Source organism: Pseudomonas sp. GW821-FHT04C07 (genome assembly GCF_059420325.1).
Map to the genome: position 1 here is coordinate 40,345 of NZ_JBWKTM010000013.1, position 13,272 is coordinate 53,616.

The following is a 13,272-nucleotide window of genomic DNA, read 5'->3' on the forward strand; positions in this document are numbered from 1 at the left end:
CGCTATACGGGAAAGTGCCGGTTCTGCGTCAGATCAATTGACAAGGGGCACGGGCTTTCTTAGGGTGCGCCGATAGTTTTTTCTGGACCAAGCGATGAATTCTGACGACCGTATCAAACTCGAACCGAGCTGGAAGGAGGCACTGCGTGCGGAGTTCGACCAGCCGTATATGGCCGAGCTGCGCGAATTCCTGCGTCAGGAATACGCCAGCGGCAAGGAAATCTATCCGCCAGGGTCAATGATTTTCAATGCGCTGAACCTGACCCCTCTGGACAAGGTCAAGGTGGTGATCCTCGGTCAGGATCCGTATCACGGCCCGGGACAGGCTCACGGCTTATGCTTCTCGGTGCAACCGGGTGTGCCGGCACCGCCGTCGCTGGTAAACATCTATAAAGAGCTCAAGCGTGACCTGAACATCGACATTCCCGCTCACGGTTGCCTGCAAAGCTGGGCCGAGCAGGGCGTGCTGATGCTCAACACCACCATGACCGTCGAGCGCGCCAACGCCAACTCCCATGCGGGCAAGGGCTGGCAGTTCTTTACTGACCGGGTTATCGAGATCGTCAGCGAACACCAGCCGCATCTGGTGTTCCTGCTGTGGGGCGCGCATGCCCAGAGCAAGCAGAAACTGATCGACGCGACCAAACACCTGGTGCTGACTTCAGTGCATCCGTCTCCGCTATCCGCTTATCGCGGGTTCTTTGGTTGCGGGCACTTCAGCCGGGCCAACAAGTTTCTTGAGCAGAATGGCCAGACGCCGATCGAGTGGCGATTGCCGCCGGTCTAGTAACCATGATCGTTCCCACGCTCTGCGTGGGAACGCCTCTATGGACGCTCTGCGTCCGCTCTTGAATGTGACGCGCAGCGTCGCGGGCTGCATTCCCACGCGGGAGCGTGGGAACGATCAGAGTCAGACTCGCCCGCGAAAACGGACTAGCAGTCGACGAGATCTCTGACCGTCCGTCGCGGCAGCATTAAGTGTGGATCGTTCCCACGCTCTGCGTGGGAATGCCTCGTTGGACGCTCTGCGTCCGCTTCGGCAGTGACGCGGAGCGTCACGGGCTGCATTCCCACGCGGGAGCGTGGGAACGATCAGAGTCAGACTCGCCCGCGAAGACGGACTAGCAGTCGACGAGATCTCTGACCGTCCGTCGCGGCAGCATTAAGTGTGGATCGTTCCCACGCTCACGCGTGGGAATGCCTCAATGGACGCTCTGCGTCCGCTTTGGCAGTGACGCGCAGCGTCACGGGCTGCATTCCCACGCGGGAGCGTGGGAACGATCAAATGTCAGGCCTTGTGCGGCAACTTATCCCAATACCGAAACAACGGTTCAGCCAGAAACAACACAAACAGCAACCGCATCACCTGCATCGCCGTCACCAGAGGCACCGACAGTTGCAGGGTTTCGGCAGTCAGGCTCATTTCAGCGATGCCGCCGGGCATCATGCCCAAGGTAAGCGAACGCAGATCCAGATTCGTCACCGCGCTAAGGCCCAGGGCCGCGAGTGCGGCGATCAACATGGTCAAGCCCGTTGCGATCAACGTCCGGCCCATGAACGACGGTGCCCGGCGGAAGAATTGCCGGTTGAAGTGACAGCCCAAACCGCTGCCGATCAACCACTGGCCGATCTGGCTGCCACCCTTGGGCAAACCGATGTGCACATCCCAGGCGATGCTCACCGCCGCACTCACCAGCAACGGTCCGAACAACCAGGGGTTAGGTTGGCGCAAACGCTGCCAGAGCCAGGCGAGCAGGGCGCCCGCCGGAAACAGCACCGCCAGCCAGCGCCAATCGACTGCCGTCGGATGAAGCACCGGCGCACCTTCTCCCAACAAATACTTGAACGCTGCCGGTACACATAGCACCACCACCAGCACCCGCAAACTCTGCCCGGCCGCAACGCGACTGAGCACCGCGCCATTACGCGCGCCGAGATTGACCATCTCACCGGAACCGCCGGGCATGCTGGAGAAAAACGCGGTGGCGCGATCTTCGCCGGTACGCCGCAGCAACCAGACCCCGACCACACTGGACAGGCTGGTGACCAAGGCACCGAAGAAGATCAAACCGAAGTGGCTCATGACCTGCTCGATCACCACCGGGGTGAAGTGCAGGCCGATGCCGATGCCAACGATCCACTGGCCGCATTTACGCCCACCCGGGATTTCCGCCAGTTGCCAGGGTGTCAGGCAGCGCACCAGGATGATCGCCAGTAATGAGCCGACCATCCAGGGCAGCGGCCAACCGATCTGGCTGGCGAGGTAACCGCCAAGCAAACCGGCCAGCGGTGTTCCCCACCAGTTTTTGAAGGAGGTCTCAGGCATCGGCCAGGGCACGACGCTGCACGGAACGTTTGCGCCAGATCCGCAGGATCGGCATCAGCAGCATGATTGCAGTCAGAACCCAGACGCCGAAGGTGATCGGGCTCGACCAGAGGATTTCCAGTGCGCCGTTGGAAATCGACAACGCACGACGCAGGTTCTGCTCCATCAGGCCGCCGAGGATAAAACCCAGCAGTACCGGCGACAGCGGGAAGTCGAGCTTGCGCAGGATGTAGCCGAAGATGCCGATGCCGATCATCAGGAACAGATCGAAGGTCGTGGCGTGTACTGCATAGACGCCGATCCCGGTGATGATGGCGATCACCGGCACCAGCGCCCAGTTCGGCACGGCGAGGATGCGGGTGAAGATGCGGATCATCGGGATGTTGAGGATCACCAGCATGACGTTGGCGACGAACAACGAGGCGATCAGGCCCCAGACAATGTCCGGCTGCTGTTGGAACAGCAGCGGGCCGGGGGTGATGTTGTACAGCGATAGCGCGCCGATCATCACCGCAGTGGTGCCTGAGCCTGGTACACCCAGAGTCAGCATCGGCACCAGCGCGCCGCAGGCAGCACCCCCGATCGCGGTTTCAGGCGCCGCAAGGCCACGCTTGTCGCCCTGGCCGAACTTACCGCTCGTACCGGCAATGCGTTTCTCGGTCATGTAGGCCACGGCACTGGCCAGGGTTGCACCGGCACCCGGTAACACACCCATGATGAAACCCAGCACACCGCAACGGATATTCACCGTGAATACCGACGCCGCTTCCTTGAAGTTGAACATCATCCGGCCAGTAGCCTTCACCGCTTCCTGGCCGCGATGGGTTTTTTCCAGCAGCAAGAGGATTTCACTGATGGAGAAAAGGCCCAGCACCAGCACGACGAACTGAATGCCGTCGGTGAGGTGGATGTTGTCACCGGTGAAGCGGTACACGCCGCTGTTGGCATCGATACCGACACTCGACAGGAACAAACCGATCAGCGCCGCGATGAAGGTCTTGAGTGGTCGATCACCGGCCATGCCGCCGAGGCAGACTATGGCGAAAACCATCAGCACAAAGTATTCCGCCGGGCCGAAGGCAATTGCCCACTTCGCCAGTAGCGGCGCAAACAACACCATGCCGCAGGTGGCAATAAAGGCACCGATGAACGAGCTCCACGCCGACAAGGAAAGCGCCACGCCCGCCAAGCCCTGACGGGCCATCGGGTAGCCGTCGAGCGTGGTCATCACGGTGGAAGCTTCGCCCGGGATGTTCAGCAGGATCGAGCTGATGCGGCCGCCATATTCGCAGCCCAGATAAACCGCTGCCAACAGGATCAAAGCCGATTCCGGCGGTAGACCGAGAGCGAAGGCAATCGGGATCAACAGCGCCACGCCGTTGATCGGACCCAGGCCCGGCAGCAGACCGACCACGGTACCGATCAGGGTGCCGCTCAACGCGGTCACCAGGTTGTAGGGTGTCAACGCAACGCCGAAGCCCTGGCCAAGATAATTCAGAGTATCCATATCAATTCTCCAGAACGTCGAGCAGGCCCAAAGGCAATGGCACGTCCATCACCCGGTCGAACAGCAGGTACAGACCGATACTCATCAGGCTGATGATCACCATGCTGGGTAACCAGCGTCCGCCATAGAGACGGGCCATTGGAATGCCGACCAGGATGCTGGAAACAACGAATCCGAGCGGTTCGAAGGTCCCGGCGAATACCAGCAACAGCACTACGCAGATGCCGATCTTGGTCAGGGTTTCGCGGTCAAGTTGCGGTTCGTCGTCGCTGTGCACGATCGGCGTCGGGCGAAAAAACAGGTAAAGCAGAGCCAGCCCCATCAGGCCGAGCATCAGCAGCGGAAAGGCTCGAGGCCCGACAGGTTCGTAGGAAAAGGCGGCCTGATACGGCCACGCCATCAGTGCCAGGCCAATACAGACCAATAGCAGTGCGGACGCGAAAATGCGTTGTAAGAGCATGAGGAACTCCTGGGTCACGCCCCTGATGCGCAAGGGCGCAACCGCTAGACAGAGGCGATCACTGGATCAAACCGAACTCTTTGGCAAGCACCTTGTAGTCGGCGACTTGCTTCTTCACGTAGGCGTCCAGCTCCGGACCGGTCATGGCGAACGGGAACAGCTCACGCTGATCTCGCAGCTTGGCGAAGTCTTCCGAGGCCAGGAGTTTGTCGAAGGCGTTTTTCCACCAGGCATAGTCTTCGTCGCTGACTTTTGGCCCGAGATAGAAACCACGTACCACCGGCCAGACGATGTCATAGCCCTGTTCCTTGGCGGTCGGAATGTTTTTCATTTCCGGCTCGTCCAGGCGGTTCTCGGCGAAAACCGCCAGCAGGCGCATGTCACCGCTCAGGATGTGCGGCATGGAGTCGGAGATGTCGGTGCTGCCGACCTGGATGTGGCCGCCAAGCAGGGCGGTGGCGATTTCACCGCCGCCTTCGAGGGCGACATAACGCAGGTCACGCGGGTTGATCCCGGCGGCCTTGGCGATCAGTGCTGTCTGCATCCAGTCCTGGCTGCCGACGGTGCCGCCGGAACCGATCACCACTTTGCTCGGATCTTTCTTCAGCGCCTGGACCAGATCGTCGAGGTTCTTGTAGGGCGAGTCACTTTTCACTGCGATAGCACCGTAGCTGGTGCCAACCGCTGCCAGCCAACGCACGGCGGTTTCATCGAAACGTCCGAACTTGCCTTGGGCCAGGTTCAGCAACGAACCGCTGGACCAGGCGACCAGCGTACCGGCGTCGGCCGGACGCTGAGCGACCACCGCGTTGTAAGCCACTGCGCCAACACCGCCAGGCATGTAGGTCACACGCATTGGTTTGCTCAGCAGTTTTTCGTTGACCAGCGCGCTTTGCGCCAGTTTGCAGGTCAGGTCGAAACCACCGCCCGGCGAGGCCGGTGCGATACATTCCGGGCGTTTTGGCTCTGTAGCCGCGAGCAATTGGCCGGCAAAGAGCATGCAACTGGCGGCCAGGGCGAAGCGACGCAGTGATAAGTTCATGTGGATCTCCCTATTGTTGTTATTGGATGAGGCGATTACCAAAGATCAACGCTGTAGCTCACCAGCAAACGCACTTCATCGGCATCGCGGGCAGAGTAGTTGGAACGGTAAGTGGCGTTGCGCAGGCGCACGGCAACGTTTTTCAAGGTGCCGCTTTGCACGACGTATCTGATCTCGCTGTTGCGTTCCCACTCTTTACCAGTCTCGCCGTTTTTCAACTTGATGTTGTCACCGCTGATGTAACGGCTCATGAAACTCAGGCCGGGAATGCCCAGCCTGGCGAAGTCAAAGTCGTAGCGGGCCTGCCATGAGCGTTCTTCGGCGCCGGCAAAGTCGTTGATCTGGACGAAGTTGACCAGGTACGGATCACTGCCATCGACATAGGGAAAGGCACTATCGCCGGACATGTGCTGATAGCCGGCACTGAGTTTATGCCCGTTCAAGGCATAGCTGACCAGACCGTTGAGGGATTTATTGTCGATCTTGCCGCCACGGGCTGCGCCCTGGTCATCACTGATGGCCAGACGCAGGTCGGTGGCGAAAGTGCCGGGGCCGAACGGTTGCGACGCGACCACGCCGACGAAGTGCTGCTTGTACACGTCATCAAGTTGGGCGTAGTGGTAGCTGCCGGTGATTTTGTCGGTGAACTTGTAATCTACACCGCCGAAGTCGAAATGCTTGCCAGTGGCACCCGACACAAAGCGGCTGTTCTTGTTGTTGAGGGCGATGTCCTCGAAGTTGGTGTCATCGCGATCCTTGGCCTTGTCCAGACGTCCGCCGGTGAAGGTCAGGTTCTTGATTTCCCTGGAGGTCAGCAGGCCGCCCTCGAAGGTCTGCGGCAGGATGCGCCCGTCGTTGGGCTTGAGGATCGGCAGTTCCGGGATCAGGCTGCCGATCTTGAGTTCGGTGGCGGAGATCTTCACCTTGCCGGTCAGGCCGAGTTTGGAGTACTCGTTTGCGGCACGCCCATCATCATGGATTGGCAACAGGCCGGTGCCGGTGCGGTCGGGGCTGGAGTCGAGTTTGACCCCGAGCATGCCCAGTGCGTCGACACCGAAACCTACGGTGCCTTCGGTGTAACCCGATTGCAGGTTGAGCATGAAGCCCTGAGCCCATTCGTCACGCTTGGATTGCTGGGCGCTGGTGCCATCGCGAAAGTCGCGGTTGAAATACATATTGCGGGTTTCGAACGTGGCGCTACTGTCTTCGAAGAAGGCTGCCTGGCTTAACGGAGAAAAGCCGGCGAGGGCGGCGGCACTGGCAAGGGCGGTCTGGCCAAAGCGGGAAAAACGAGCAGGCGGACGAGCCTGAGGCTGCATGGACAGCATTGTGAAGTACTCCGTTATTGTTCTTATTGGCGAAAACGCTTCGTGGCGTTTTTCTAACTGATCTTCAATAGTCACGGCAGTCGAAACTGTCCGCGGCTGGACTCTAACGGGCCTACCTTTCGCTAACCTTTCAGCAGACTTTCACTGTTTTCAGGCTTCACAGCGGCGGGTGCGGCTGTAAACTCCGCGCCAAAGAATGGTGTCGACTGTTCCTGAATGAGGTAGTGATCCATGCGTGTTCTTCTTGTCGAAGACCATCTTCAGTTAGCCGAAAGTGTCGCCCAGGCGCTGAAAAGCACCGGTCTGACCGTCGATGTGCTGCACGATGGAGTGGCCGCCGACCTGGCCTTGAGCAGCGAGGAATACGCGGTGGCGGTTCTCGACGTGGGCCTGCCGCGCATGGACGGTTTCGAGGTGCTGGCGCGATTGCGCGCTCGTGGGAAAAACCTGCCGGTGCTGATGTTGACCGCCCGCAGCGACGTCAAGGATCGGGTTCATGGACTCAACCTCGGCGCCGACGATTACCTGGCAAAACCCTTTGAACTCACGGAGCTTGAAGCGCGGGTCAAGGCACTGCTGCGTCGCAGTGTGCTGGGTGGCGAGCGTCAGCAGCGTTGCGGCGTGCTGGTGTATGACCTGGATACGCGGCGCTTCACCCTGGGCGATGAATTGCTCACCCTGACTTCCCGCGAACAGGCGGTGCTCGAGGCGCTGATCGCCAGGCCCGGTCGGGTGATGAGCAAGGAGCAGCTTGCTTCGCAGGTGTTTGGTCTGGACGAAGAAGCCAGCCCTGACGCCATCGAAATCTACGTCCACCGCTTGCGCAAGAAGCTCGATGGACAGCCAGTGGCAATCGTGACCTTCAGGGGGCTTGGCTACTTGTTGGAAAGCCGCGATGCATAAGCCCGGCAGTCTGCGTTGGCGGTTACTGTGGAACCTCGCGCTGTTGCTGGTGGTGTTGATGGTGGCCAGCGGCTTGAGCGCTTACTGGAACGGTCGGGAAGCTGCCGACACCGCTTATGACCGGACCTTGCTGGCCTCGGCTCGGACTATCGCCGCCGGCCTGTCCCAGCGCGATGGAGGTCTGAGTGCCGATGTGCCTTACGTCGCCCTCGATACCTTCGCTTATGACAGCGCCGGGCGGATTTACTACCAGGTCAATGACACTCATCAGAAGCTGATTTCCGGCTACGAAAACTTGCCAGGTCCACCGCCAGGTACGCCGCGTACCGACGATTATCCGGCGCTGGCGCGCTTCTACAATGCCACCTATCAAGGGCAGAACGTGCGAGTGGTGAGCCTGCTCAAGCCCGTCAGTGATCCGAACATGAACGGCATGGCGGAAATTCGTGTGGCGGAAACCGATGAGGCGCGAGTCAGAATGGCTCGCAGTCTGATGGCCGATACCTTGTTGCGGCTGGGCCTGCTGGCGATGGGCGCGCTGCTGCTGGTGTGGTTTGCGGTCAGTGCGGCTTTGCGCCCGTTGGAGCGTTTGCGCACGGCGGTGGAAGAGCGTCAGTCGGATGATCTGCGGTCCTTGCCACTGGTGCAGGTGCAGCGGGAACTGTGGCCGTTGGTGCGGGCACTCAATCACTTTACCGAGCGTTTGCGTGGGCAGTTCGAGCGTCAGGCGCAGTTCATTGCCGATGCGGCCCATGAGTTGCGCACACCGCTGGCGGCACTAAAGGCACGCCTTGAATTGGGTCTGCGCGCCAAGGAGCCGGAAATCTGGCGAAACACTTTAGAGAGCGCCGCCCAAGGCACTGATCGTTTGACTCATCTGGCCAATCAATTGCTTTCCCTGGCTCGCGTTGAAAACGGTGCGCGAGCGATTGCCGAGGGTGGCGCACAATTGCTGGATCTCAGTCAGTTGGCCCGCGAACTGGGTATGGCCATGGCGCCACTGGCTCATGCGCGCGGCGTGGCGTTGGCCCTGGAAGCCGACGAGCCGGTGTGGCTGCGCGGCGAGCCAACACTGTTGAATGAGCTATTGAGCAATCTGGTGGACAACGCTCTGGCCCACACGCCATCAGGTGGCAACGTGATCCTGCGGGTCACCGCTCCAGCCGTGCTGGAAGTCGAGGACGACGGACCGGGGATCCCGCTTGAGGAGCGTGATCGGGTGTTCGAGCGCTTCTATCGGCGTAATCAGCAGGTCGCGGGCTCCGGCTTGGGGTTGGCGATTGTTGGCGAAATCTGCCGCGCTCACCTGGCGCAGATCAGCCTGCACGACGGCGCGCAGGCCGGCTTGAAGGTGCGGGTGAGTTTTATCGCGGGGTAAGGCTGAATGCTTGTGCTGTCAGTCCTTGCCCGCGATGCAATAGCCGCCTTGATACAAAAATCCGGTTTAATAAAACATTGAACGCGACTCTTCCAGATCGCTGCACATCGTTTTGTTCTCGGGATCGATGCCCAGCCTTTTGAGGGCCGGGACGCTGAGGGGATCGATTCTGGCGAGCGGGTGATCGGTGTCTTTGTGGCAATACAGCGTGGCAATCTGCACTAGATCGACATAATCAACCCGCTCCGAACGGCGCTTGAAGTCGAGGTATTGCCCCGGCAGCTTTACCAGCATTTCGGGAAACTCCCAGACCCTGAGCAGCTTGTCGCCGAGCAACGGGTGAATGCGCTCGATCACATGGTTGAGGCTGACCGGGTCCGACAACAACTCATAGTGATCTTCGGCGTAGGTCAGAATCGGCAGTACGCCGATCTGATGCACCAGCCCGCCGAGGGCCGCCTGATCCGGCTTCAATTGAGTATGGCTGCGGCACAGGGCATAACTGACTCCGGCCACTTCCAGGCTCTTGCGCCAGACATCGTGCATTTTCTGCGCCACCACTTCGGAGCGGGCATGGAAAATCTGTTCCATGACCAGGCCGATGGCGAGGTTACTGCTGTAGTTGACGCCCAGCCGGGTGATCGCCGTATGCAGGTCGGTCACTTCCTGGGTTGCACGCAGCAAAGGGCTGTTGACCACTTTGATCAGGCGCGCAGACAGCGCCGTATCGCGGCCAATCACTTTGCTCAGGGTGCTGACACTGATTTCCGGGTCTTCAGCGGCCTTGCGAATCCTGAGGGCCACTTCCGGTAACGTTGGCAGAACCAGGTCATCGTTATCGATGGCCTCAACCAAATCCTGTTGGACCTTTTCCGCCAGCTCGCTCATTTCTGTTCTCTAGGGTATTGCAAAAAAGGTGCTGCAATTAACGCTGGATTTCGCGATCACGGTCCAGTTGGTAAGGCAGATCGAGCAGTTGCAGGGCGGGGCCTTCAAGGGCACCAAGATGGATGATGCCACCTTCTGCTGCTTCGGCTTGCAGCACCGCCAGCAGTTCAACGTTTTGTCCGGCACCGGCGGCGATGACCACTTCGCCGATGGAACTGCCATGGCTTGGGGAAAACAGCGGCGTGCCGGGCTCAGGCAGCTCGGCCGCGTCCAGTTGCAGTCGATACAGACGACGCTTGAGCTTGCCCAGGTACTGCATGCGCGCGACGATTTCCTGGCCGGTGTAGCAGCCTTTCTTGAAACTCACGCCGCCAACGGCTTGCAGGTTGAGCATTTGCGGAATGAACAACTCACGGGTGCTCGGCATGACCTGGCCGATGCCGGCGCGAACTTGCCCCAGCAACCACTGATTCAGATCGCCTTCGACCAGTTGCCCGGACAATTGACCACGCAGGGTTTGGGCTTGATCCGCAGCAGCCCAGAGTTCGGCTCTGTCGGGGGACACGCGAATCGCGATCAAACCATTACCACGCGCCACTGCGTCGGTTTCTTGTGGCAGATCAAGACCCAGGGCCGACAGAGCGGCGTCCGCCTGGCCGAGACCGAAGCGAACCCAGGATGCGCTGTCGTCGGTTAGTTTGGATTTGGAGAATACGGCGTACTTTTTCAAGTCCGTCAGTTGCGGTTCCAGGAGCTCGGTTGCCATCGCCAGCAGGCAGCCGTCGCCTTCAAGCAGGATGCGAAAGCTCGATTGCATACGGCCCTTCTGGGTGCAGCGTGCGCCGAGACTGGCCTGGGTTTCGCTCAGGTAATTGAGGTTGCAGGTCAGTTGCCCCTGAAGGAATTTGCTGGCGTCCGGGCCACGAACGGCAAGAACGCCTTCGTGAGACAAGATGCAGAAAAATGCGGAATCAGCCATGGGTCATCACAGGGTAAAAAGTCTGGGGGACATCATAAGGGGGCTCCCTTGAAATGGGTAGTTTACAAAGGATAGGTAGTGCCCGACCAAAGCCGACTGTTCGTCGCAGCCGCCCCCTGTATACTTGCGCTCTATTTGAGGAGCGCTCCATGGTCGAAGATGTTGAACTCAATCGCCTCTACTGGCATAGCCGCCGCGGCATGCTTGAGCTGGACGTGTTGCTGGTGCCATTCGTGAAAGAGGTCTACCCGCATTTGAATGCTGAAGACCGCGAATGCTATCGCAAGTTGCTTGAGTGTGAAGATCAGGACATGTTCGGCTGGTTCATGGAACGTACCGAATCGCAAGATCCTGAGTTGCAGCGCATGGTCCGGATGATTCTGGACCGTGTCCAGCCCAAGTAATCATTTCGAATGCCGCTGGCATGCCTCACGGCAATTGCTGGCGGCGTATCTTCTGGCTCAGCTGCTCACGCTGGGTTCGCTATCTCTTCTCGCTATACCGATCTGGGCGAGTCTGCCCGGCGTTGTACTGTGCCTGGCCCATGGCCTGTGGGCGCTACCGCGGCAAATTTTATTGACTCATCGCGCCTCGTTTACCGGTTTGCGCCGTAATGCCGATGGCTGGCAACTCTGGAATGCCGCCCATGGCTGGCAGGCCGCACAGTTGCGGCCCGACAGCCTGGCATTGCCAGTGATCGTCGTGCTGCGTTTTCGTTTGCGCGGTGAGCGGCGCGTGCGGGCGATCTGTGTGCCGCATGACTCGCAGGCGGCGGATGTGCACCGGCGCCTGCGGGTTCGGCTCAAGTTCAGTCGGCGTAGGTGGGCGGCACCAGAATAGTGTCGAGGGCAACCGGCAGCATATTCGGGTAGTCGAGGGTGTAATGCAGGCCGCGGCTTTCCTTGCGCTCCATGGCTGAGCGGATCATCAATTCGGCAACCTGAGCCAGGTTGCGCAATTCGATCAGATCCCGGCTGACCTTGTAGTTACTGTAGAACTCGTCAATCTCGTCCAGCAGCAAACGCACACGATGCTGCGCTCGTTGCAGGCGTTTGTTGGTGCGCACGATACCGACGTAGTCCCACATGAAGCGCCGCAACTCATCCCAGTTGTGCGCAATGATCACGTCTTCATCGGAATCGGTGACCTGGCTGGCATCCCAGGCGGGCAGGGCCAGAGGCGCCTGGATTTTCGGCAACTGCTCAAGTATGTCCGCGGCCGCCGAGCGGGCGTAGACAAAACACTCCAGCAGCGAGTTGCTGGCCATGCGGTTGGCCCCGTGCAGGCCGGTGAAGCTGGTTTCGCCGATGGCGTACAGGCCCGGCACATCGGTGCGGCCTTGTTGATCGACCATCACTCCGCCGCAGGTGTAGTGCGCCGCCGGGACAACCGGGATCGGCTGCTTGGTGATGTCGATGGAAAATTCCAGGCAGCGCTCATAGACGGTCGGGAAGTGGGTCTTGATGAATGCTTGCGGCTTGTGACTGATATCCAGGTATACGCAATCGATGCCCAGACGCTTCATCTCATGGTCGATGGCGCGGGCGACGATGTCGCGCGGCGCCAGTTCGGCTCGAGGGTCGAAGCGCTGCATGAAGCGTTCGCCGTTCGGCAGCTTCAGGTGCGCACCTTCGCCGCGCAGGGCTTCGGTAATCAGAAAGCTCTTGGCTTGTGGGTGATAGAGGCAGGTGGGGTGGAACTGATTGAATTCCAGATTTGCCACCCGGCAACCCGAGCGCCAGGCCATTGCGATGCCATCACCGCAGGCGCCGTCAGGGTTGCTGGTATAGAGATAGACTTTTGCTGCGCCACCGGAGGCGAGAATGGTGAAGCGCGCGCCAAAGGTGTCGACTTCGCCGGTGCCGCGGTTGAGCACGTAGGCACCAAGGCAACGGTCGCCGCCAAGGCCCAGGCGCTTTTCAGTGATCAGATCGACTGCGACTCGTTGTTCCAGCAGTTCGATATTTGGCCGTTGTTTTGCCTGGTCCAGCAAGGTTTTGAAAATTGCCGCGCCAGTGGCATCCGCGGCGTGGATGATCCGTCGATGACTGTGGCCGCCTTCGCGGGTCAGGTGGAACTCGAAACCACCGTCTTCGGTGCCGGACTGTTCATCGCGGGTGAAGGGCACGCCCTGATCGATCAGCCATTGAATCGCCTCTCGGCTATGCTCGACAGTAAAGCGTACGGCGTCTTCATGGCACAGGCCGCCGCCAGCATTGAGCGTGTCATCGACATGGGACTCAACGGTGTCGGTGTCATCCAGCACGGCAGCAACGCCGCCCTGGGCCCAGAATGTCGAGCCATTGGCGAGGTCGCCTTTGCTCAGTACGGCAATGCGCAGATGACCGGGCAAGGTCAGCGCAAGGCTCAAGCCGGCAGCGCCGCTACCTATTACCAGTACATCGTGTTGAAACTGTTGGCTCATTTCAGGATTCCGCTCAAAGCGACCCGGGTCGGGGTT

General features: G+C 59.9%; 13 protein-coding genes. 5 read left to right on the forward strand and 8 right to left on the reverse strand.

Annotated elements, in window-relative coordinates; translation table 11 throughout:
• The first annotated feature begins 94 nt into the window (after positions 1-94).
• On the forward strand, positions 95-787 hold the full coding sequence (ung, locus tag AC07UI_RS22180) for a uracil-DNA glycosylase (protein WP_494994526.1): 693 nt from the start codon (positions 95-97) through the stop codon (positions 785-787).
• Positions 788-1,288: 501 nt separating this feature from the next.
• Here the strand turns inward: ung and AC07UI_RS22185 are convergent.
• Genes AC07UI_RS22185 through AC07UI_RS22205 form a run of 5 tightly spaced genes read right to left on the reverse strand, consistent with a single transcriptional unit; the run spans position 1,289 to position 6,663 of the window.
• A complete protein-coding gene (locus AC07UI_RS22185) occupies positions 1,289-2,326 on the reverse strand; it encodes an AbrB family transcriptional regulator (protein ID WP_494994527.1) in 1,038 nt (345 codons plus the stop codon).
• Positions 2,319-3,833 carry a tripartite tricarboxylate transporter permease gene (locus AC07UI_RS22190; protein WP_494994528.1) on the reverse strand — a complete coding sequence of 505 codons (1,515 nt, stop codon included), beginning with the start codon at positions 3,831-3,833 and terminating at the stop codon, positions 2,319-2,321. Before AC07UI_RS22190 ends, AC07UI_RS22185 begins: the two co-directional genes overlap by 8 nt.
• Position 3,834: 1 nt before the next feature.
• Positions 3,835-4,293: a tripartite tricarboxylate transporter TctB family protein gene (locus AC07UI_RS22195; RefSeq protein WP_494994529.1), complete on the reverse strand. Its 459-nt coding sequence runs from the start codon at positions 4,291-4,293 to the stop codon at positions 3,835-3,837.
• A 58-nt stretch (positions 4,294-4,351) separates the two neighbouring features.
• Positions 4,352-5,341: a Bug family tripartite tricarboxylate transporter substrate binding protein gene (locus AC07UI_RS22200; protein ID WP_494994671.1), complete on the reverse strand. Its 990-nt coding sequence runs from the start codon at positions 5,339-5,341 to the stop codon at positions 4,352-4,354.
• A gap of 29 nt (positions 5,342-5,370) precedes the next feature.
• Entirely contained in the window at positions 5,371-6,663 is a 1,293-nt protein-coding gene (locus AC07UI_RS22205; protein WP_494994530.1) for an OprD family porin, read from the reverse strand.
• Between the two features lie 231 nt (positions 6,664-6,894).
• Between AC07UI_RS22205 and AC07UI_RS22210 the strand changes: the two genes are divergently transcribed.
• Both AC07UI_RS22210 and AC07UI_RS22215 read left to right on the forward strand, forming a co-directional pair.
• Positions 6,895-7,566 (forward strand): response regulator, encoded by a 672-nt coding sequence (locus tag AC07UI_RS22210; RefSeq protein ID WP_494994531.1) that lies wholly within the window; start codon positions 6,895-6,897, stop codon positions 7,564-7,566.
• Complete coding sequence (locus AC07UI_RS22215; protein WP_494994532.1) at positions 7,559-8,944, forward strand: sensor histidine kinase; 1,386 nt, start codon at positions 7,559-7,561, stop codon at positions 8,942-8,944. Before AC07UI_RS22210 ends, AC07UI_RS22215 begins: the two co-directional genes overlap by 8 nt.
• Positions 8,945-9,010: 66 nt before the next feature.
• Here the strand turns inward: AC07UI_RS22215 and AC07UI_RS22220 are convergent, their stop codons facing one another.
• Both AC07UI_RS22220 and ygfZ read right to left on the reverse strand, forming a co-directional pair.
• Positions 9,011-9,832, reverse strand: a complete 822-nt coding sequence (locus AC07UI_RS22220; protein ID WP_494994533.1) for an HDOD domain-containing protein — start codon at positions 9,830-9,832, stop codon at positions 9,011-9,013.
• Between the two features lie 37 nt (positions 9,833-9,869).
• Entirely contained in the window at positions 9,870-10,811 is a 942-nt protein-coding gene (gene ygfZ, locus AC07UI_RS22225) for a CAF17-like 4Fe-4S cluster assembly/insertion protein YgfZ (protein ID WP_494994534.1), read from the reverse strand.
• 149 nt (positions 10,812-10,960) lie between these two features.
• Here ygfZ and AC07UI_RS22230 point away from each other — a divergent pair, with 149 nt between their 5' ends.
• On the forward strand, positions 10,961-11,215 hold the full coding sequence (locus AC07UI_RS22230) for an FAD assembly factor SdhE (RefSeq protein WP_494994535.1): 255 nt from the start codon (positions 10,961-10,963) through the stop codon (positions 11,213-11,215).
• Positions 11,199-11,651, forward strand: coding sequence for a protein YgfX (locus AC07UI_RS22235; RefSeq protein WP_494994536.1), 453 nt, complete (start codon positions 11,199-11,201; stop codon positions 11,649-11,651). The genes AC07UI_RS22230 and AC07UI_RS22235 overlap by 17 nt, the downstream gene beginning before the upstream one ends.
• Here the strand turns inward: AC07UI_RS22235 and nadB are convergent.
• On the reverse strand, positions 11,620-13,236 hold the full coding sequence (nadB, locus tag AC07UI_RS22240; RefSeq protein WP_494994537.1) for an L-aspartate oxidase: 1,617 nt from the start codon (positions 13,234-13,236) through the stop codon (positions 11,620-11,622). The genes AC07UI_RS22235 and nadB overlap by 32 nt on opposite strands.
• Positions 13,237-13,272: the final 36 nt, after the last annotated feature.